Origin of the sequence: Pseudomonas sp. S5D5 (assembly GCF_003013355.1) — a bacterium.
Lineage (GTDB): Bacteria > Pseudomonadota > Gammaproteobacteria > Pseudomonadales > Pseudomonadaceae > Aquipseudomonas > Aquipseudomonas aylmerensis.
The window spans coordinates 6698413-6719765 of record NZ_PTEO01000001.1; the positions used below are offsets into that span (position 1 = coordinate 6698413).

Annotated in this window: 16 protein-coding genes; 2 read left to right on the plus strand and 14 right to left on the minus strand. The window is 63.5% G+C overall.

The window, feature by feature from the left end; translation table 11 throughout:
- Positions 1 to 8: 8 nt before the first annotated feature.
- The 14 genes from C9990_RS30625 to C9990_RS30690 form a co-directional block, all read right to left on the minus strand.
- Positions 9 to 1733, minus strand: a complete 1725-nt coding sequence (locus C9990_RS30625; RefSeq protein ID WP_106805495.1) for a ShlB/FhaC/HecB family hemolysin secretion/activation protein — start codon at positions 1731 to 1733, stop codon at positions 9 to 11.
- A gap of 365 nt (positions 1734 to 2098) precedes the next feature.
- Positions 2099 to 2581: a poly-beta-1,6-N-acetyl-D-glucosamine biosynthesis protein PgaD gene (gene pgaD / locus C9990_RS30630; RefSeq protein WP_065899523.1), complete on the minus strand. Its 483-nt coding sequence runs from the start codon at positions 2579 to 2581 to the stop codon at positions 2099 to 2101.
- Between the two features lie 2 nt (positions 2582 to 2583).
- Positions 2584 to 3924: a poly-beta-1,6-N-acetyl-D-glucosamine synthase gene (gene pgaC / locus C9990_RS30635; protein ID WP_106805496.1), complete on the minus strand. Its 1341-nt coding sequence runs from the start codon at positions 3922 to 3924 to the stop codon at positions 2584 to 2586.
- A gap of 2 nt (positions 3925 to 3926) precedes the next feature.
- The gene (pgaB, locus tag C9990_RS30640) at positions 3927 to 5924 is read right to left on the minus strand and encodes a poly-beta-1,6-N-acetyl-D-glucosamine N-deacetylase PgaB (RefSeq protein ID WP_106805497.1); all 1998 of its coding nucleotides are present in this window, start codon (positions 5922 to 5924) and stop codon (positions 3927 to 3929) included.
- Positions 5925 to 5936: 12 nt separating this feature from the next.
- Entirely contained in the window at positions 5937 to 8417 is a 2481-nt protein-coding gene (gene pgaA / locus C9990_RS30645) for a poly-beta-1,6 N-acetyl-D-glucosamine export porin PgaA (protein ID WP_106805498.1), read from the minus strand.
- 299 nt (positions 8418 to 8716) lie between these two features.
- Positions 8717 to 10213 carry a YdgA family protein gene (locus tag C9990_RS30650; RefSeq protein ID WP_065899519.1) on the minus strand — a complete coding sequence of 499 codons (1497 nt, stop codon included), beginning with the start codon at positions 10211 to 10213 and terminating at the stop codon, positions 8717 to 8719.
- A 147-nt stretch (positions 10214 to 10360) separates the two neighbouring features.
- A complete protein-coding gene (locus tag C9990_RS30655; protein WP_065899518.1) occupies positions 10361 to 10993 on the minus strand; it encodes an NADH:ubiquinone oxidoreductase subunit N in 633 nt (210 codons plus the stop codon).
- An 81-nt stretch (positions 10994 to 11074) separates the two neighbouring features.
- Positions 11075 to 12517: an efflux transporter outer membrane subunit gene (locus C9990_RS30660; RefSeq protein ID WP_065899517.1), complete on the minus strand. Its 1443-nt coding sequence runs from the start codon at positions 12515 to 12517 to the stop codon at positions 11075 to 11077.
- On the minus strand, positions 12514 to 13404 hold the full coding sequence (locus C9990_RS30665; protein ID WP_065899516.1) for an efflux RND transporter periplasmic adaptor subunit: 891 nt from the start codon (positions 13402 to 13404) through the stop codon (positions 12514 to 12516). The genes C9990_RS30660 and C9990_RS30665 overlap by 4 nt, the downstream gene beginning before the upstream one ends.
- Complete coding sequence (locus tag C9990_RS30670) at positions 13401 to 13610, minus strand: DUF1656 domain-containing protein (RefSeq protein ID WP_012721577.1); 210 nt, start codon at positions 13608 to 13610, stop codon at positions 13401 to 13403. The genes C9990_RS30665 and C9990_RS30670 overlap by 4 nt, the downstream gene beginning before the upstream one ends.
- Complete coding sequence (locus tag C9990_RS30675) at positions 13607 to 15685, minus strand: FUSC family protein (RefSeq protein ID WP_106805499.1); 2079 nt, start codon at positions 15683 to 15685, stop codon at positions 13607 to 13609. Before C9990_RS30675 ends, C9990_RS30670 begins: the two co-directional genes overlap by 4 nt.
- A complete protein-coding gene (locus tag C9990_RS30680; protein WP_106805736.1) occupies positions 15682 to 16092 on the minus strand; it encodes a MarR family winged helix-turn-helix transcriptional regulator in 411 nt (136 codons plus the stop codon). Before C9990_RS30680 ends, C9990_RS30675 begins: the two co-directional genes overlap by 4 nt.
- Before the next feature lie 265 nt (positions 16093 to 16357).
- Positions 16358 to 16603, minus strand: coding sequence for a DUF2789 domain-containing protein (locus tag C9990_RS30685; RefSeq protein WP_106805500.1), 246 nt, complete (start codon positions 16601 to 16603; stop codon positions 16358 to 16360).
- A 33-nt stretch (positions 16604 to 16636) separates the two neighbouring features.
- Positions 16637 to 18241 (minus strand): glycosyltransferase family 39 protein, encoded by a 1605-nt coding sequence (locus C9990_RS30690; protein WP_106805501.1) that lies wholly within the window; start codon positions 18239 to 18241, stop codon positions 16637 to 16639.
- A gap of 179 nt (positions 18242 to 18420) precedes the next feature.
- On the opposite strand from C9990_RS30690, the gene C9990_RS30695 reads away from it, so the two are divergent.
- Both C9990_RS30695 and C9990_RS30700 read left to right on the plus strand, forming a co-directional pair.
- Complete coding sequence (locus C9990_RS30695; protein ID WP_106805502.1) at positions 18421 to 20586, plus strand: outer membrane assembly lipoprotein YfiO; 2166 nt, start codon at positions 18421 to 18423, stop codon at positions 20584 to 20586.
- Positions 20583 to 21287 carry a DUF3142 domain-containing protein gene (locus C9990_RS30700; RefSeq protein ID WP_106805503.1) on the plus strand — a complete coding sequence of 235 codons (705 nt, stop codon included), beginning with the start codon at positions 20583 to 20585 and terminating at the stop codon, positions 21285 to 21287. Before C9990_RS30695 ends, C9990_RS30700 begins: the two co-directional genes overlap by 4 nt.
- Positions 21288 to 21353 lie beyond the last annotated feature (66 nt).

Genomic DNA, 21353 nt, shown 5'->3' on the forward strand with positions numbered 1-21353 from the left:
GCGTTGAATTACAGGAAGAAATCCAGGCGGAAGTAGATCGGCGCTTCGCGCTCGGTCACCACGCCAGGTCGCTCCAGGGAATGGGCAAACGTCACACTGGTGCTGACGTATTTGCCCCGCGCGAACAACTCAACGGAGTTGCTCGACACCCGGCCATGCTGGGTGTCGTTGTAACGGTCATTGCGAATCACGCCCTGGTCGTAACCGACGCCAGCGCCGTATTCGAGCAAGGCCGGGCGCAGCCAGCCGACCGTGACCGGACGGGTCCAGCGCAGGTCGTTGCGCCAGTAGCCGCCGCTGTCACCGTTCAGTTGCTGGTCCTTGAATCCACGCACCGAGTAGGAACCGCCCAGGCTCATGCGTTGCGACGGATACAACACATCTTCACTGCGCTGCCCGGTGGCCAGGCTGGTGAAACTGAACGACTCGCCCCACAGCGTGAACGGCTGCAGGTAGCTGGCGGTGGCCGTGTATTTACGATAGCGGGGGGTGGGCGTGAGGTTGCCGAAGCCGTCGCGACGCTGTTCGTCGCGCTGGGCATCGAAGGCGCCGATGCCGTTTTGCATGCCAACGTCCAGGTTGACGAAGGCACTGGCGATCCGCCGCCCGTGGCTGAGGCCGACCTGGAACTCACTGAGGCGGTTGCTGCTGACGCCCAGGCGCTCGTCGTTGATGTAGTTGTTGGTGCGCAAATGAGTGAGGCCGACGTTGACCGAAGTCTTGCTCACGTCATCGCGATGCACTACGCGCTCGGCGCGCAGCTGGTGGTTCTGGCTGTCGCCCGTCTGCTTGTATTTGTAGCCCTGGAGGTCACCTGGCGTGCGGTAGTCGCTTTCACTGTAGCTGTAGCTGAAGTTCCACCAGCCCCACGGCAGGTTGTAGTAGAGCATGCTGCTTTTCGAGGTTTTCTGGTGGTCGCTGATCGCGTCGTGGCCGCCGCGCACTATCAACTGGTCAGCCAGGCCCAGCGGGCTGTCCCACTCCAGGCCCGCGCCCCATTGCTGTTCGCCGGTGCTTTTCTGCCCGTCATTGTTGCGCGACAGGCTGGCGCGCCAGGGCTTTTGCGGCTGGTTTTTCACCACCACTTCGCTGCCGCCGACCTGGCTGCCGGGGATCAATTCCATCTGCGCCTGCTTGGACGGCAAGCGGCTGAGCTGGTCCACCAGTTGCTCGACTTCGCGCAGGTTGAGCGCCTCGCCGACCTTGCCGGGAAACGCCATGGCCAATTCACGGTCGGTCACGCTGCTGCCCTCGGCGCCCTTCAGGCCTTCGAGCTTGCCTTCCACCACCAGCACCTGGAGGTGACCGCTGGAGAGGTCTTGTTGCGGCAGGTAGGCGCGGCTGGTGACCCGGCCCTTGGCGATGTAATAGTCGGTGATGACCTTGAGCAGTTCATTGAGCTGTGCCACGCCCAGGCACTGGCCGATATAGGGCTTGAGCAGACGCGTGCGGTCGGCGGCGGACAGGCTGTCGGCGCCCTTGAGTTCGATGTCCTGGATCGGGAAGCAGCGGGTATCGACGGGCGTGGCCGGTGCCTGGGCCTTGGTGTCTTTGCCGGGCAGGTCCTGGAGTTCTTCCAGGCGCCGGCGCTGCTCTTCGAGAAGGCGGTTCTGGCGGTCGCGAATCAGGTCCTGATCCCCTGGCGTAGGGGCGGCCATGGCACTGTTCATACTCAAATAAGCGAGCAGGAAAGTGCACAGCAAATACCGAGTCCGTGGCGATAACAAAAACATGTTCGATCCGTCGAAAATCAAGGGGCGGCAAACTAACATCGAACTTGCGCCAACCCAAGAAACTGGATTAGTTGCACAGCCGTACTAGTTACTCACTTAACCTATTGATTAATAACAACTAAAAATCATCAAAAAGAAATACAGCCTGTGACTGGCAGTATTATTCCGACAAGCGGCAATAGTTTTGATGGCGATTCGTCGGAGAACTTGAAAGTTGCCATTAGTTAGCCATCAAGTTCTTGCCGAGATAAGTTAGTACCGGAAAAGGCAGAAAAGTTCGCGGCGTTTTTGTGAATTGGATCCCACTTATCGGTATTACCCAAGAGTGTTCCCACATTGCGCGGGAACACTCTCCAGCGTAAATCCTAGCTGGCGTCCTTGTTGCGATCCTGGCCAGGCACCAGGGTCAGCCCCGGCTTTTCCACATCCCGCGAGACATGGGATTTGACCTCCGCCACACCGCCGTCGTCGTCATTGTGGATCACCAGCACGCCAGGCCGGCGCAGTTGCTCCAGGTCACCCTCGCCGAGGCTGAAGCTGTCGCTCAGGTTCTGGTCGGTGAGGGCCTTGGCCTCGGCGCGACGCTGGGCGAACTTGCGGCCCCGGCGTTGCTGGTAGCGCGCCCAGCTGATCAGGATCACGGCGTTGAACAAGGCAATCCACAGGTAAACCTGCAGGGTGTTGAGCGCCGCAAAAATCGGCGCCTCGATACGTGGACCGCCGTGGGTGTCGAGCATCGAGGTAATCCCGCGAGCCAGTAGCCAGATCAAACCGGCCCAGGCCATCAGGGTCAACAGCACATCGATGATCCACATCACGGAGCGTTGGCGGGTTCTGACCAGTTTCATGCTCACGCCTCCTCTTCAAGGGGTTTGATACCGCGATCCGGGCTGACCCAGCGGGCGCGCTTCTGGTGCTGGTTGAACAGCACCTTGGGGAAACTGACCAAGGTGGTGAACAGGCTGACCAGCCAGAACACCATCGGGTACCACACGGTCCAGAACAGGGTTTTCCACAGGTCTTTCTCGTAGCGCCGGTCAATCAGGATGCTCACCGCAAACTGCACCAGGCACACCATCGCCAGCACCAGCCCGGTAAACGCCGGCGGCACCAGGGAGTCCACGGTAATTGCCTGTGGCAGCGGGATGAATTTACCCACGCCCCAGAAGATCACCGACAGCAGGAAGGTGAAGGCCCATCCGGTGGACAGGCAGTACTCGAACAGCAACGGCCACAGGTAGCGATGGCGCCACTGCCAGATGCCACGGATATTCTTGAACAGCACCTCGGCGCCGCCCTGGGCCCAGCGCAGGCGCTGCTTCCACAGGCCGCCGACGGTTTCCGGCATGAGGATCCAGCACAGTGCACGCGGCTCGTAGAAGATGCTCCAGTGATCGAGCTGCAGCTTCCAACTGACGTCGATGTCCTCGGTGATCATGTCGGTGCTCCAGTAGTCGATGCGGTCCAGCGCTTTCTTGCGAAACGCCACCACCACACCCGACACCGTGAAGATCCGCCCGAACACCCGCTGGGTGCGCTTGATCAAGCCGATGATCGACGAGAACTCGCCCACCTGCACCCGCCCGATCAGCGTCGAGCGCGTGCGAATCCGTGGGTTGCCGGTGACGGCGCCCAGGCGCGGGTTGTCGAGCATCGGCGCAACCATGTAGGCCGCCGCATTCTTATCCAGCAACGCGTCGCCATCGATGCACACCAGGTATTCGCTGCGCGCGGCCACCGCGCCCATGCGCAACGCCACCGCCTTGCCCTGGTTCTGCGCCAGGTGCAATACGCGCAGGCGTGGCTGCTGCAAGGCCAGGGCATCCAGTACTGCGGCGGTGTTGTCGGAGGAACCGTCGTTGACCGCAATCACCTCGATATTCGGGTACACCTGGGCCAGCGCGGCCTCCATGGTGTCGGCGACGTTATCGCCCTCGTTGTAGCAAGGGATGATGATCGAGATCAGCGGGTTGCCGGCCAGCACCGGCGCCGGGGTGTCTTCTTCCCACGGCCAGTGGCGCTCCCAGTGCAACCAGAAATACAGCCCGCCGGCGATCCACAGCGCCGACATGAACAGCGGGTAGAAAAACACGAAGTCCATCAGGAACTGCCCGGTGACCAGGAAGATCAGGCCCAGGGGCACACCCAACACCAGTGCCAGCACGAATAACGCCAGGATTCTGTCGAACATGGTCAAGGGTTCCATTGGTTGGAAAGGGCCGGACGCACTGTCTTCAGATCCGGCGAGTTTTCCAGGAAGTTGTCCGGGTAATAACCAAAACTCGTGACCCCCTGGCGTTTGAGTACACCCATCCACTGTGCCATCTGCGCCCCGTCGATATCGGGCGCGGCCTGGGTGCGCCAATCCTTGGCTTGCAGTTCGAATACGGTCCGTTGCAGCGCACCGGGGCGCGCCTTGACCGTGGCGACCAATTTTTCCAACCAGGCATTGGAGTTCTTCAGCGTTTCGCCTTCCATCAGCGGCATGGCCATGGGCGCGGTCCAGTCGTAGGTCTGGAGGAAGTCATCGAGGTTCTGCGCGAACCAGGCTTCGCTGCCGGGGTTGAGCATCGGCTCGGCGAAGATATTGCGCGCGGTCTGCACCTGCGGCCCACGGATGGCGCGGACCTTGGCAGTCAGCTCCTGGGTGAAGTCGATCAGGTAGCGACTCTTGAAGCGTGTCCAGCGCTGCATCACGGCCGGGTCGGCGCGCAGGGCGGCGATGCTGTCGGGCAGGCCGTTGGCGGCGTAGGCCTTGAGCGCCGCCGGGCTCGCGTCTTCGAAGTCCGAGAGGATCGCATCGTCGTGGAACAGCACGCCGTCGACAGCGGTGTTGCGCGCCAGGTCTTCGTAGATCTCGCCGATCTGCTGACGCACTTTCGGGTCGAACGGCGACAGGCGCTTGTACTGGTCCGGATCAAGGCCGAGCTGGCCGGTCTTCGGGTCCCACCGTGTGACGCGCGGCAACGCCGGGTCGAGGGCAAAACTGAGCACCGGCATCCACGCGAAAATCGCCACATGACCACGGGTACGCAGTTGCCAGGTCACGCGGTTGAACAGGTCGCGGCGCACCGGCAGGTGGCGGTTGGGAAAGTACAGCGAATGCACCAGGCCGTCGCCCTTGGGGTCGGCGAATGCTTGCAGGAACACGGTGCTCACGCCCATGTCCACCACGCGCTGCACCAACTGGTCGAGGTTGCGCGCCTCCTGGGCCGGGTCAGGGTCGTAGACGTTGTCGAGGTCGACATGCAGCACGCGCATCGAGGCCTTGGTCTCAGTGCCGACAATCGCGTTGGCGTAGTGCTCGCCGTCCGGGTCGGACGCCACCAGAAAGCGCGGGCTGCTCTTGAGGTTGGCGAGGTCGTCGAGGCCGTCGTCCAGGGTCAGGGCCATCTGGTAGCCCTGCTCGCCCACAACGGCCAGGGACGTGCCATCGGCGGCGCCATAAGGCCACACCCACACGCGCGGCGCCTTGCCGGTGACGGCGCGCAGCTTGTTGGAGATGGCCGTCACGTCGGCACGCATCCGCGCCTGGAACTGCGCGTCGGTTTCGTACTTGCCGGTAGCGGCATCGTAGCGCCGTGTGGCGGCGGCGGGCTCCAGGTTGCCCTGGGGGTTGGCCAGGATGCCGGTGTGGCTGGCGTCGGTATGCGCGGCGATTTCGACCAGGCCCGACTGGGAAATCTCCTTCACCTGCTGCCAGGTGAGGAAATCCGAGCGCGCGCGGGGCGTGCCGGCGAAGTCCACCGGTTTGTTCAGCGGCGTGTCGATCCAATAGCCCACCGGGGCCAGGATCGCCGGCCAATGATAGGCCCGCAGGATCGGCATCACGCGGGTGTAGAAACTCGAATAACCGTCGTCGAAGCTGAGCAGGATGGCCTTGGGCGGTAGCTCGCGCCCACCGCTGCGTGCAGCCAGGATCTGGTCGACGCTGACCGGCTGGTAGCCGTTCTCGCGCAGCCAGGCCAATTGGTCGATCAACCGCTCGGTGCGCACCGCCACCACCGCCTGGTCCGGGTCGCGATCCTCGACATCGTGGTAGGCGATGCCGAGGAAATGGTTCTTCGGCCACGGCGCCTCATTGGGCGGCGTCGGCCGCTCGGCGGGTGGGGTGTAAGGCGCGGGTTGCTGGGCGCAGGCACTGGCCAGCAATACACCCAGGACCAACAAGCAACGGCTGAGGACGGTCATGGTCAGGCTCTTCTAGAAACGGTAAGTGAGGTCGACGAGCAGGCGCAGATCGCGTTCGCGATCGCCGTCATAAGGTCGGCTGATCAAGCTCAGGTTGGCGCCGGCTTCCAGCACGTCATTCCAGCGGATGCGTTGGCCGTAGCCGATCAGGCCGACCCCGCCGGTGGAGTAGTCGCGCTGGCTATAGGTACCCGCACCGACCTGGAACTGCTGACTCCACTGGGTCTCGTAGCGGTGATAGAGCACATGATTGACGGTGACGCTGGGCAACACGCTGAGGTCCGACTTGGGGTTGAAGTACACCGTGTCGTCCTTGGTGTTGCGGCTGGCGCCGACCTCCAGGCCCAGGTCGACTTGCACATGGGGCGAGCTGTAGATGCCCTCGCGGCCGGTGAGCAAGGCTTCGAGCCGATTGTTGCCGTCGCTGAAGTGGGACGGGCTCAGGGACAGTTTCCACTCGCGGCTTTCATTCGCGCGCCAGCGGATAAAGCCGCTGCCGCCGTTGGCGGTGACGTCGGCGTTCAACGCCCGCAACGGCGTGGTGGCCAGCAGGTAGCCGAGGCTGCCGCCGTATTGCCAGTTGTCGTTGATGTCGCGGGTGATCGACACCGCGGCGCCTTGCTTGGAGCCGTAGCCGTAGGAATGGTTGGAGACTTCAGCCTCCAGGGTCATGTCGCGGGTGCGCCGCTCCACGCCAACCCGCTGGAAACGGTGCTGGCCGGTGCCTTCGGTGAAGTCGGCGGTGGCATAACCGGCGCCGGCGAACACACGCCAATCTTCATTGATGGGCGGGCTGTAGAGCACGCTTTCGATGCCCCAGTCGCGGCTGCCCGCGACCGCGCCCACGTCGTCATTGCCGCCACCGCCGTAGCTTTTACCGGTGTAGGCCTCGACACGCAGCTCGGCCATGTCGTGTACATCGCGCAGGCGGCTGAGGCGCTGCACCTGGCGGTTGTCCGGGTTGCGCCCGAGCACGTCGTCGGTCAGCGCGTCCATTTGCCGCCATTCCTGCAGATCCATCGCGGTGTAGGCCTGGCTCACTTCCAGGCCGATGTCGCGCGGCGCCTGGGCTTCGGTTTCCTTGAGGCTGCCCTCGGCCCGGCGCGGCCATTCACGGGCGCGGTACATATCGGCCTGGGCCAGGCGCAAGCCGACGTTGCCCGGGGCCTTGGCCACCAGCGCTTCGAGGCCGGCTTCACTGCCTGGCAGGTCGCCGCCGTAAGTGCCGGCCTGGGCCGACAGTTGTTGCGCATCCATCCAGCTGTCGTTGGGGTTGCCGATCGGCAGGCCTTTGAGTTCCACCCGTGGGTTCTGGCTGTCGGCCAGGTTGCTGGCGACCTCGCGCGCTTCCATCACCTTGTCGCTCTCGAGCAAGGCATAGAACAGCGCGGTGCTGTCTTCGACATGGTCCGCCGGGTCGGCGTCCGGCGCCGTGATGGCCTGGCGATAGAGTGGCTCGGCCTTTTCCGGCTCGCGTTGGTCGAGGTAGGCGGCGGCGACCCAGCGCACGGCATACGTCGGCAACTGCACGCCTTCGCTCTTGAGGGTTTCGTATTCGCGGATGACCTGCGCCATGCGCGCACGGGCCTTAAGTGCACCGAGGCGGTCGATGCGCCAGCGCACGACGTCGTCATGCGCAGTGGGGTCCGGGGTCCAGCGAGCGAGCAGCTTGTCGTAGTCCTGCAGCGCCCGGTCGGCGATGACATAGCGTTCCTGTTCAGTGCGCGTAGCGAACTCGGCCATGCGCACACGCTCGGCCGCCACGTCGCCTTCCAGGCGGCGCTGAGTGACATCATCCAGCAGGCCCGGACGCTTGGCCGACAGGCGCAGCGCGGCTTCCGGCAAGCGCGCCTTTTGCAGCGCGACGATGTACTCGCGAGCGACTTCAGGCTTGTCGCCAGTGCGGATAAACGCCTGGTCGAATTCAAACAGCGCGTCGTAATTGAGACCGGCACGGGTCAGTGCGTAGCCCAGCGCCATGCGGCGGTTGGGATCGTCCGGCTTGGCCGCCACCAGCGCGCGGGTGCGCTGCACGGCTTCGTTGGCCTGGCCGCCGTCGGCCTGGGTGAGCGCAAGGCCCAGTTGCAGGTCGACATTGTTCGGTTCACGCAGCAGCGCGCGGCGATAGACTGCCTCGGCCTGCGCCCACTGCTTCTGGTTGCGATAGGTGCGCGCAACGGTGGCCAGCGCCTGGGAAGTCAAGTTGCGGTTCGCGCCCTGGGCCTCGTACACCTTCAGCACTTCAGCGTCCTGCCCGGCCCAGCCGGCGATCACCAGATGGTCACTGATCTGGCCTGGCGTCTGGCGCTCGGCGGGCCATTGGCGCAGTTGCGTGAGGGCGGGTGTGAAGTTGCCGTTGCGCGCCTGAATGATCAGGGCGTCATAGGCCGCATCGGCCATGGCGAAGGTGGGGACCAGCAATTGGCTGCACAAGGCGACCCCGATGAGCAGTCGCAACCGTCCTGTGGCACTGAGTGGTAGGTTTCGCAACATATCGTGAGCTTCCTTACACACGGAAAGCTGTAACGATAGGTGGTCCTGAGCAATTTGCCTCAGGGTGTCGGCGTCTCGTGACCCGACCTAGCTTTCCTGTAGGAACTATCCCCGACGCTTGTATCGAAATGGACATTTCAGAACAATTGTTCAGAATTGCCGCAGATTCTGAAAAGCGAATGGGGGAGCGGGGTTGCGTGCGATGAGGGGGTGACGGTGAGGCTACGCGCCGACCGTTTGACCCTTATCGCAGGCAACCCCGCTCCCCCATTATTTATTTCGGGGTGATGGCGAAATTCTTACTGCGCGCCGCTCACCGCACCGACTTTGGACATCACGAAGCCAATGAACTGCTCAACGGTCATCTTCTGGCCGTTGAAGGTCACTTCATTGTTGGCGTAGTGCAGCTTGGACACCACGTCGCTGCCGACCAGGGTCGCCAGTTGCGTGCCGACCGCCATGCCGCTGACCATCTCGCTGGCCATCTGGGATTGCTGCTCGATGGCTTTAGGATCGGTTACACCACCTACCTGCGCTTGCAGGGCGGCCACGTCGGCGATCATTGGCTTGGACAGGGTCAGGTTGGCGTCCAGCAGGGACACCATCTGCTTGCCCAGCTCGATCGGCGGCAGTTCCATGGAGGCCGGCTTGGCCAGGTCCACGACCAGGCTGAGCTTGCTTTCGCCGTGGGTGGTTTTCAACGACAGGTTTTCCAGCGCCAGGTGCGGCTTGGCGGCCAGCAACTGGTTGACGTTGGCTTCGGCCAGGGTTTGCTCGGCTTCGGTCAGTTGCAGCTCCGGCACCGGTTGACCGGCAGCGGCGGCGGCTTGCACCGGCTGCATCTTGTCCTGGTACAGCTTGGTCAGCACCAGGCCCGACGGCACGTCGATGTTCTTCAGGCTCACGGCCATGGCAGCGGAGCCAACCGGTTTGCCCTGGTAGCCGATCTCGTCGATCTTGTAGTCAACGCGGCCATCCATGCTGTTGTCTTTGATTTCGCTGGTATCTTTCTGCTCGAAGCCCTTGAGGGTCAGCACGGCCTTCTGCGGACCGAAGGTCAGCTTGCTGTCGGTCAGCTCAACGGTGTTCTGCCCGGTGTAGAAGCCGAAGGTGGATTTTTCCAGGTTGCTGGCGACGGTCAGGCCGGCAAACTCGGCGTCGAACGGCGTGCCATTGGCATCGATCACGGCGATCTTGAGGCTGTTCATGTAGCCATCGGCCTTGACCTTCTTGCCTTCGGCGGTGCTGTCGAAGTCCAGGTTGGCGCCGGAGAAGCTTGCCGAGGACGTTTCGTCCTTGTACTCCAGGGGCAGCAGTTCGAGGTTACCGCTGACCGAACGGTTGTAGCCGATATTGGCTACGCCCTTGAGCGGCGACACGTCCTTGGCGGCAGCGAACCATTTTTCGGTGGTGGCGTTCTTTTCCAGTTCGTAGTGACTGGTGGCCATGACCGGCAGCCATTTCAGCGACACCAGGCGCGAGAACGGCAGCGGGCCGTGTTCGATATGGTCGACAAACAGCAGTTCGGGATTGGGGTTCTGCTCGCCGAAGAACGAGCCTTGCGCCTTGAGGCGGTAGTGCGCGGTGCTGCTGAACAAGCCACGGTCCAGGGAGACCAGTTCCAGGGCGACGCTGCCGTCGACGCCGGCCATGGACCGTTGCAGTTCCTTGTTGGCGTCCTGCACCGCCGTTTGCAGCACGGGCTCCAGCTGCTTACCGGTGTACCAGGCGCCGCCTGCACTGACGACGCCAACGGCGACAACGAAACCCAAAAGAACAACTGCTGGCTTATTCATGAAGTGACCTGATCAAATCCTGTGAGAAGTGGGCTGTCTTCCTTGAACCCCAAAGGGGTTGGCTCAAGCCCGCCGAAAGCGGGGGAAGATTAGCACTGGCGGCCGCGGACGGCCCAGCTTTTCAGAGGGGTCAGGCGTGCAGTTGGTTCACGAGTACTCCAATTCGATCTCGTCGAGCTGGTGGTCAAAACTCTTCAGGCGCGCGGTCCAGGTGTACACCAACACCTCAAACTCGCGGTGTATGACGGCATTGCCCGGGGTGTCGGTCTTGGGGTCGCAGAAGTCCAGTTGGTAGCGCTCGCGGGCCATCTGCGTGGCGACATCGGACAATTCCCGCGCGTTATTCAGCCAATGCCTACCTTCGGCGACCTGCTGATCGAGGGCCACACATTGTTTTTTCAGGACTTCGAGGCTTTTTTCCAGGGGCGTGCCAGTGAGGTCGCCCATGACTTCCTGGAAGGTGCGCCCAGGCTGCCAGTAGCTGCCCCAGAAATAGCGGTCGAACACGGTTTCGACCCGGCGCAGGGCGACCTTGGTGTCCCAGATGGCCACGCGGGTCTTGCCTTGTTCGAGGAGCTTTTTCTTCACGCGTTGATTTTGGTAGGAGGCCCACGCCACGACACCGATGGACAGCGTGCCAATCACCAGGCACGCGCTGTCGAGAAACACCATGGCCTTGTCGATCTGATGGGCAAGCATGACGCCGTAGAAATAGGCAGCCGATAACAACACCAGTGCGAAGCACACGCACCAGAAAGCGGGAGCATAAGGGTTTTTCATTATTGGAATCCCCATGAGCAAACGCGAGCAGTGTCAGGCGGATCGTCACGGCGATCCACCTGACAAAGCATAGCTACCTGCTCAGGGTTTGCTGCCCTGTGACGCTTGCGTTCGTCCGCTTTCCCAACCACCGCCCAGGGCCAGGAACAGATCGATCTGGCTCATGGCAACCTGGGTGTTGGCCGCGGCCAGTTGCGCGCGGACGTCGGTGTAGGTGCGGGTGGCCTGCAGGTCGGCCAGGAACGACGCGCGGCCGGCCTGGAAGAAGCGGTGGGTCTGGTCGGCGGCTTCCCGCGCGGACTCGCCGGCCTCGGCCAGCGCGTCGCGCCGTTGCAGCTGCGCGGTGTATTGCGCGAGGCCGGTCTGGGTCTCGCGGATGGCATTCAGCACCACGCCATCGAAGTGGGCCAGGGCACCCTGGGTCGCGGCTTCGGCTTCGTGGATGCGCGCACGCGCGCCATTGGTGGGTAACGACCAGCTGATCAGCGGCCCAAACCCCCAGCGGTTGGTGGGAGCAGTACCGAGGTCGTCGAGGATACCGACGGTGCCCACTGTCGCGCCGATGCTGATGTCCGGGTACAGCGCACCGGTCGCGACGCCGATACGCGCGGTGGCGGCGGCGAGTTGACGCTCGGCCTGGCGCACGTCGGGACGGCGCTTGAGCAGGGCCGCGCCGTCGCCCACCGGCAACAACTGGGCGATGTGCGGCAGCTCGGCGCAGGTGGCGGTGCCTGCCGGCAGTTGGTCCAGCGGCTTGGCCAGCAGCATCGACAGGCGGAACAGCCCGGCCTGGCGCGCGGCTTCGTAGCGCGGCATGTCGGCACGCAGGGATTTGTATTGGGTCTGCGAGCGGGTTACCTGGGTTTCATCCCCACGCCCGGCGTCGCGCAGGCGCTGGGTCAGCTTAGTGCTCTGGCCTTGCAGGTCGAGGGATTCGTTGGCAATCGCCAGCTCTTCATTGGCCGCGCAGACCTGGGTATAGGAGCGCACCACATCGGCCACCAAGGTGATGCGGGCGATATCGGCGGCGGCTTGCGCGGCGTCGGCGCTGGCCTGGGCGCTTTCGATACCGCGTTGCAGGGTGCCGAACAGATCGAACTGGTACGAGGTGCTGATGCTGGCGCTGCCGATGTTGGCCACCGGGACTTTTTCCGTCAGCAAATAGGCCTCACCCGACTCCTGCAGGCGCTGGGCCTCGGCCTTGGCACCGGCACTCCAACCGCCGGCGGATTCGGCTTCCTGGGTCTGGAAACGCGCGCGTTGCAGGTTGGCGGCGGCCACGCGCAGGTCAGTGTTGGAGGCCATGGCCTGGCGCACCAATTCATCCAGGCGTGGGTCCTTGTAGAGCTTCCACCAGTCGGCCGGCACTGGCGCCGACACCACATTGTTGCCCTCGCCCGCCAGCTGCCCTTGCAGGTCGCCACGGTTGACGGCGGACTTTTCCGGCAGCTTGTAATCCGGCCCTACCACCTGGCAGGCCGACAGCAACAACCCCAACGCAGCGGTTGCCAGGAGCTGCTTCATGGTTTGTCTCCATCTTTGACCTTGTCACCGATGATCGACACCGTCGCCGTACGCCCGGCGATCATGCGAAAGTCCGCCGGCACATCGTCAAAGGCAATGCGCACCGGGATCCGCTGGGCCAGGCGCACCCAGCTGAACGCCGGGTTGACGTTGGGCAGCAGGTTGGAGCCGCTGGTGCGGTCACGGTCTTCGATACCGGCGACGATGCTTTGCACATGGCCGCGCAGACGCGCGTTGTCGCCGATCACGCGGATGTCCACGCTCATGCCGACGTGGATGCCGTCGAGCTTGGTCTCCTCGAAGTAGCCGTCGATATGGAACGAGTTGCTGTCCACCACCGAGAGCACCGGGCGCCCGGCCGTCACGAACTCCTGGGCACGCGGCGCGCGGTCGTTGACGTAGCCGTCCACCGGGCTGCGGATCACCGAGCGGTCGAGGTTGAGCTGGGCGGAATCCACCGTCACCTGGGCTTCGGCCAGGGCCGATTGCGCACGGGCCACGCGCGATTGGCTTTCTTCCAGTTGCTCGCTGGGCACCAGGTTGCCGAGGCCACGGTTACGCTTGTACTCGCGCTGGGCCTGGGCCAGGGTTTCCTGGCGGTCGGCCACGGCGGCCTGGGCTTGGCGCAGGGCCAGCTTGAAGCGGTCCTGGTCGACGGCGAACAGCACCTGGCCCTTGGTCACCAGTTGGTTGTCGCGCACCTCTACCTGCTGGATCAGCCCGGAGACGTCCGGGGCGATCTGCACGATGTCGGCACGGATGTGCCCGTCACGGGTCCAGGGTGCAAACATGTAGTACATGACCATGCGCCACACAACGACAACCGCAAACGTCACGATCAACAACGTGAGGACTACACGGCCGATGGTCAAAAAAGGTTTTTTCATGTCATCAGGTATCGACTGAGTGAGTCCACCGCGCCCAGCAACAGCGCGTAGAGCCCCACATTGAACAATGCCCGGTGCCAGACCAGGCGATAGAAGTGGACGCGGGTCAACAGCCCGTGCACCACCAGGAACAACACGTACGTAATGCCCATCAGCACCAGCAGCGTGGGCAGGAACACCCCGCTGATATCCAGATCACCGATCATAAAGGCGCTCCATCAGGCAGCGGCGCTTCCATCTCCGTGCCACCAATAAATTCCACCCCCGGCAGCAGCGACAGGCGCAGGCCGGCCAGCGCATGCAGCAGGTGCAGGCGGGTGTCGTCTTCGTCTTGCAGGCCCTGGCCGTTGAGCGCGCGCCGGGTGCGGTCGAGGGTCATCAGCAGACCGCTGGGCGCGGGCAAGCGTTCACCCGCCTTGAGGCAGGCCTTGAAGTAACCGCCCACGCCTTCCACCACCTGGTTGAGCAGCACGCGCGGCACGCCGTAGATGCGCGGCGAGTACGCCAGCAGATCGAGCAGGTTGAGCGCCACGCGCAAATCGCGCAGGGCGGTGCCGGTGTCCTGATTGATCAGGGCCAGGCGCGGCAGGTGCTGCATCAGGCGGTCGAGCATCTGCACGGCCATATGCCGGTGTTCGGCCAGGGTCGCAGGCTCGGTGAGGCTGACGATGTCGCGCCAGCTGAAACGGGTCAGGCGCTTGGCCGCCAGCTCGGCACCGAAGGGCCGCGCGATCAGCGTCCACACAAACGCGAACAGCAGGCCCACGGGCCCGGCCAGGTTGACGTTGGCGAAGTTGAGGAAGTCCGCGTCGTAGGCGCCCTGGATGCTGATGAACGACGAGGTATTGACCAGCGTCAGCAGCATGCCGAGGTAGAAACGCGGCTGCACGGTGAGCGTGCCGATGCAGATAAACGGCACCGCGAACGCCAGTACCAGCATCGGGAAGTCATGCAGGTTGGGCAGCACCAGGAACAAGTACAGGCTGGCGAACAGCACCGACATGGCAGTCCAGAAAAAGAACCGGTAGATCTGCGGCGCCGGGTCGTCCATCGAGGCGAAAAAGCTGCAGGCCACCGCGGCCAGGATCACTGCACTGCCGCCGTCGGTCCAGCCGAGCAGGATCCACAGCACCGAGGCGACGATGATCGCGGTGACCGTGGAAAACGCCGAGTAGAACATCAGGCCACGGTCGAGAAACGGCGTGAGGCGGCCCAGGCGCCAGTGGCGGTAGACCGCGCGCCAGGTGTCCTGGCTTTCGCACTGGATGGCGGCTTGCAGGCTGCGGCAGTCTTGCCACAGGTCGATCCATTCGCCGAGGCGATACAGCGCATTGGAAAACAGCAGCGTGTGGCGGTCGTCCAGGGCTTCGCTTTCGGGTTGCAGGGCGTCGAGTTGGTCACGCAGGGCACGCCAGGCTTCGAGCGGCGCAGCGTGCGTGGTGCTTTCCAGCCATTGCCGGCAGGCTTCCAGTATCGGCGTGATGCGCTCGAGAAACTCCGGCGCGCGATGCTCCAGGGCATACAGGGCATCGTCGAGGGCATCCACCACCGGCAACAGGTGGATCATGCGCCCGCGCAATTCCTTGGTGTTGCGCACCGTCTGCGGCCGCGCGCCTTCGTGAGGCAACTGGCCGATCATCAATTCCAGGGTGTTGAAGGTGGCGACCATGCCGCCACGCAAGGTGCTGACCTCTTGCGGCTGCACATTGCGGCTGAGGAAACGCAGGCTGTAGACCTGCGCATCGGCAAACCACTTGGCCACCGAGCCGTCGAACACCGGCATCAGGCGACGCGGCCAGAACATCGCACCGACCACCGCCGCGACCGCGATGCCCAGGAAGATTTCTTCCGTGCGCGCCTCGGCCACATCCCACACGGCCAGCGGGTTATCCACCACCGGCAGGGCGATCAGCGGCAAGGTGTAGCCAGCCAGCATCAAGGCGTAGTTGTTGGCGGTGCGCAGGTGCATGGAGAGGAACAGCAGAATCCCCGTCCACAGCGCGATCACCACCACCAGCACGTAGGGCGACTGCACGAACATCGGCACAAAAACCACCGCCGCCGCCGCGCCCATGAACGTGCCGATGGCGCGGTACAGGGCCTTGGAGCTGGTGGGCCCGACAAACGGGCTGGAGACGATATACACCGTGGCCATCGCCCAATACGGGCGCGGCATCTGCATGAGCATGGCGATATACAGGGCGATCATCGACGCCGCAAAGGTGCGCACGCCGTAGAACCAGTCGCGGGCCGGTGGAAAACCGGTAAAAAATCCGTTCAAAGTGTCGCCACCTCAAAGGCACGCAATACCCGCAGGGCCGCTTCCAGGTCGTTCGCAGCGATGTCCGCCAGCACGTCCTTGCGCAGGCGCACCAGTTGTTCTTCAACCGCTTGCACCAGCTCGCGCCCACGCTCGGTGAGGCTCAAGGCCTTGGCCCGGCGGTCGTGGACATCTTCGGTGCGGCATACATAGCCGCCGCTGCACAACTGGTCGAGCAGGCGCACCAGCGACGGGCTTTCCATACCGGAGGCCTGGGCCACCTTGACCTGATGCACACCGTCGCCCAAGCGGCCGATCATCAACAACGGCACGGCGCAAGCTTCGGAAATGCCATAGCTCACCAGCGTGGTCTGGCAGATTTTGCGCCAGTTGCGGGCGCCCACCACCATGCTGCTGCTGAGGTTCATCTGGAGTTGTTCGAGGGTCTGGGACACTGAATAATTCGCATACAGTTAGTTTGCTAACTATCAATATGGTGGATGGATCCAGAGCCGTCAAGTTTTGAAACAATTTGGCGGATGGGTGGTGGACACGCAGGGGTAAGTAAAGCGGGATTCGACGCGGGCGCTGGATTTTCAGCGGGGAATGCTACTTGGCAGCACTTCTGTGGGAGAGGGCTTGCTCCCACGTGCAGATCAGTGATGGATTCAAAGCGACTGAGGCACAGGGCGCCTAGCTCCCTCGCCCACCGCGCAACATCAGGTTCAACTCATCCACCACTTCAGCCCAATCCGCATCCTCCAGAATCTCCTCGCGCAGAAACGCGCGCTGACTCTCTGACCAGAAAAACGCATCCGCCAGGTTCAAATCCGGCTTGAGCGGCGAATGCACCGCCACAAACTGCTCGATACTCACCGGGTCATCCGGCAACCCCAGTTGTTTGAACAGTGACGGCAAGCTGTGCACGGGCGATTCCATGATGGGCTCCAGCTGGAAGGGGTTTAACCGAGTCTAGCGGCAGCCTTCGGGTTGCGCCGACGGCACGTTGCACAACACAAACAGACGCGCCCTCGCGCCGCCGCCGTCCTGACGACTCAGCTCGCGCCAACCCTCGGGCAGCGGGGCGAAGTCATCCGGCGCCTCGTTGCTGCTGATCAGCCACACGCGACGGCTTTCGACAGGCAGCGCCGACAGACGGTCGAGGTAGATGCGCCCGCCGTCCTGGTCCACCAGCGTGCCGAAGCCGTAGGCGTTCGGCCGGGTGGGCGTACCGTCGGGCTTGGGCGGGGTGTAGAGCTGCAATTGCGCGTCGGTCTGGTCGTAATACACGTAGCTGAGGTACCACATCATGTCGCTGAGGACGATGCGGTCACCTTCCTGGTAGTTGCGGTTGACGAACTCCACCGGCACGTTGAATTGGTCGTGCTCATCCACCGTGAAGTTGTTTTTCAGGCCCACCAATTCCACGCCGACAAACAGCACGAACAGCGCCGCCCCCAGCAGTGAAAAACGTGCCGGCAGGCGGTCGATGGCCAGCGCCACGAGCATCGGCAAGGCCAGGGCATAGGCGGTAAGATAGCGCTCGATAAACACCGGGGAGATGAACGACACCCCATACACCAGCAACAGCGGCAGCAGCAGAAACAGCGCCAGCAGGCAGGCCGGGCGGTAGCGTTCACGGTCACGCACGGCGGTGATCACCACCACGGCAACCAGCAGCAGCGGGTACAGCCAGAACAGCAGGGGCCAGAAACCGACGCCTTCATCCTGAAGCACGAACTGCCAGATCATCGACGGCAGGGAGAACAGGTTGACCGGATCTTCCCAGCCAATATCACCGCCGACTTTGAGCTGGTCGACGTGCTGGACCAAATCCCACAGGTTCGGCAACCACGGCAGGTACAGCAACACAATCACGGCGTTGGTCACCCACCAGGCCGGGCGCGCGAGCAGGCGCTGGCCGCGCGGTTGCGTGCGCCACAGCACACCGAGGTAGGCCCAATGCACCAGCACGCACAGTGCGGTGAAGTAATGGGTGTAGAAACCGGCAGTCATCAACAGCACATACACCGCCAGGTAACGCGTGCGCTCGGGTTGGCGCACCCAGTACACCAGCGCCAGCGTGGCAGCCAGCAGCCACACACCCAGCAACGAATACATGCGCACTTCCTGGCTGTAGCGCACTGCCGTGGGCAGCAGCGCCAGCAGGATCCCCGCCAGCACCGCGGCACGCCGGGTGGACAGTTGCCGCGTCAGCCAGATCCCCAGGCCCACGGCGATCACGCCGGGGATCGCACTCATGCCGCGAATCGACAGGATGCTGTCACCGAACAGTTCGATCCAGCCGCGCAGCAGGAAAAAGTACAGCGGCGGGTGCACATCGTGGGCCGCGTGAAACCACAGGTCGGCCGCCGCGTACTCGCTGAGCAGCAGGCTGGAACCTTCATCGCCCCAGATCGCCGCCGAGGTCAGGCCATAAAAACGCAGGCCCACGGCCAGGGCCAGGATCGGCACCCACCACAATCGGCTGAGCCAACCGGCACCTTCCCACGTGAGTCGATTGAATGCGGGCAACGTCCCGACCTTTTCGTTTTGCTCTACCACAGACCGACGCACCTCGATTTCCCTACTACTGCCCTGATTGCCTCAGTGCGAACACCGCCACTCTAGGACAAAAGCCCCCGGTTCGCTTCTGGAATCGGACAAATCAGCAATTTGTGTAGGGCTTCACCGAAGCACCCGCAGGAACAGGCTATTATTGGCGCCCTCCAAGGACTCAGGATCAAGGACACGTCATGCGCATCGGTTTTCTGTCACCCCTGGCACTGGCACTGCTCGCCGGTATTTCCCAGCCGGCACTCGCCAGCTCCGACGACTCGTGCTACCCGGACTGGCGGGTCTCGCATGACAGCCTCGATGCGTGCAGCAACCAGCCCTTTCTCAGCCCCGGCAACGACAGTCGCGTGAACCTGCGCTTGCTGCTGGCCGACAAAAAGGCCGCGCCCCTGGCGCCGAATGCCTTGAGCGAGGACGACCTCTCCCAGGGATTCGGCCCGGTGCCGTTCCCGGCATACCGCCTCGTACCGGTTCCCGCTGCGAACGAAGCGTCCGACAACTCGCCGGGCAACTCGCGAACAGCCGAACTCGAGACGTTGCTGCAACCCCTGGGCATCCCGCGCGGCGACGTCACGCCCGCCGGTGACGCCTTCCTCAACGGCGAAGGCAGCCGTTGCCGCAGCAACAACGAGGACAGCGCCACCGCGTTTATCAGCCAGGTGATCAATGCCGACATGCCGCCGGCCGAGCGCGACCTGCTGATCAAGGCGCGCCTGCAGTTGCTCGGCACCTGCACCTGGGAGGGCCAGGTGCTCGACGCGCAGCAAACCTCGTCACCCAATGCACAGCTGCTGCGCACTTACCTGCAGGCCGCCGCCGACTTCTACAGCGGACGCTTCAGCGATGCCGAACGGGGCTTTGCCGCCGCCAGCAGCAGCGAGCTGCCATGGCTCAAGGAAACCGCGCTGTACATGACCGCGCGCGCGTCGCTCAATCAGGCGCAGGCCGAGGCGTTCGACCAATACGACATGCCGCAGCTCGACCATGTGGATAAGTCCGCGCTGGGCGATGCCGAAGCGGGCTTCCTCGGCTACCTGAAAACTTATCCACAGGGCGCTTATGTGGCCTCTGCCCATGGCCTGCTGCGCCGGGTGCATTGGCTGGCGAACGATGACGACAAGCTCGCCGCCGACTTTGCCTGGCAACTCACCGACGCCAGCGACGCCCAGCGCAATGTGTCGGTGGACGAGCTGGTGGAGGAAGCCGACCTCAAGTTGCTGATAGGCAGCAGTCGCCTCGGCGACCCGATGCTGCAGGCGGTCAGGGACCTGATGCTGATGCGCACCCAAAACCCGCCGCGCTTGAGCCGCGAAGACCTCGACAAGCAGAAAGCCACATTTGCCAACGAGCCGGCCCTGTTCGACTACCTGCAGGCGGTGTACGCCTTGTACGTGGAACATCAACCCGAAAATGCCTTGAAGCACCTGCCCCGGGACGTGCCGTCAAACCTGGATTACTTCGCCTTCAGCCAGCAGACCCTGCGCGCCCTGGCGCTGGAAGCCCAGCAAGACTGGAAAGGCGCCGAGGCGCTCTGGCTGCAACTGCTGCCGCTGGCCAAGCAACCACTGCAACGCGATCAGTTGGAACTGGCCCTGGCCATGAACTACGAGCGCAGCGGCCAGTTGGCCAAGGTGTTTGCGGCCGACTCGCCGATCAGTGCCAAGCAGGTGCGCTACATCCTGCTGCGCAACGTCGCCGGGCCTGAGTTGCTGCGCCAGCAAATTGCCCAGGCCAGCGACCCGCTGGAGCGCCAGACCGCGCAATTCGTGCTGCTCTACAAAGACCTGCTGCACGGCCAGTTCGCGACCTTCGCCGAGGACTTCAAGCAACTGCCCGCCCAGGCGCCGGAAGACAAACTGGGCACCAGCCTGGGCTACGTCTACAGCGCCAGCCAGAGCTTGAAACTGTTCCAATGGAACGGCGACAAAGCCGAATCCGGCTATGCCTGCCCGAGCATTTTGCACACCGCCGGGATGCTTCAAGCCGACGCGAAAAACCCTCAGGGCCTGAACTGCTTCGGTGAGTTCATCCTGCGTAACGGCCTCGACGGCATGCCGCTTGAGCAAGCGCGCGCCGCCGGTAGCCTGGGCAGCACTGCATCGGACTTCAAGGGTGAAACCTTCTCGCGACTGGACGGTTACAAGCTCGTCATCGGCAATCCCAAGGCGCCGAAGAATGACAAGGCCTACGCCCTGTTCCGCGCCATCAACTGCTACGCGCCCGCCGGCTACAACAGCTGCGGCGGCCAGGACGTCGAGCCGGCCGTGCGCAAGGCCTGGTTCCGCCAGCTCAAGAGCGGATTTGCCGACACCCAGTGGGGCAAGTCGCTGCAGTACTACTGGTGAAGCACCTGTGGCTCGGCTTGCTGTTGCTGGCAAGCCCGGCCTTCGGCGCCGTCGACGCGGGTGACTATGACGCCTTCTGGCTGTGGAGCGGCGTCGCACCGCAGCCGGTGCTCAAGCAGGCCAAGACCCTGTACATCCTCCAGGGCCAGATCAACGCTACACGCCGCGCCCCGCAGCGCGGTGTGCAACTGATCGCCCAGGGCATCAGCGTGCCGCGCCTGAGCCGCGGTGAAGTCTGGGTGGTGTATCGCGCCCATACCCTGCACTGGCCGGAGCGCGTCTACACCCAACTGCTGGGCCAGGTGCAACGTTGGCGCGACGCGGGCAACCCGGTGGTCGGCATCCAGATCGACTTCGACGCCCGCACCCAATACCTGCACGAATACGCCGACTTCCTGCGCGACCTGCGCCAACGCCTGCCGGCCGACCTGCGCCTGAGCATCACCGGCCTGATGGACTGGAGCAGCAACGCCGACCCCGCCGCCATCGCCCAGCTCAAGGGCGTGGTGGACGAGGTCGTAGTGCAGACCTATCAAGGGCGCCAGAGCATCCCGGACTACGCGGCATACCTGCCCCGCATGAATCGGCTGGGGCTGCCGTTCAAGATCGGGCTGATTCAGGGTGGAGACTGGGATGAGCCTGGGTATTTGCAAGGGAGTGAGTGGTTTCGGGGGTACGTGGTGTTTTTGCAAAACCGTTGACATGAGTGTCAACACTGTGCAAGAAAGTGTCCTCTGTCCGCGGACAGAGGACACTCGCTTTTGGAG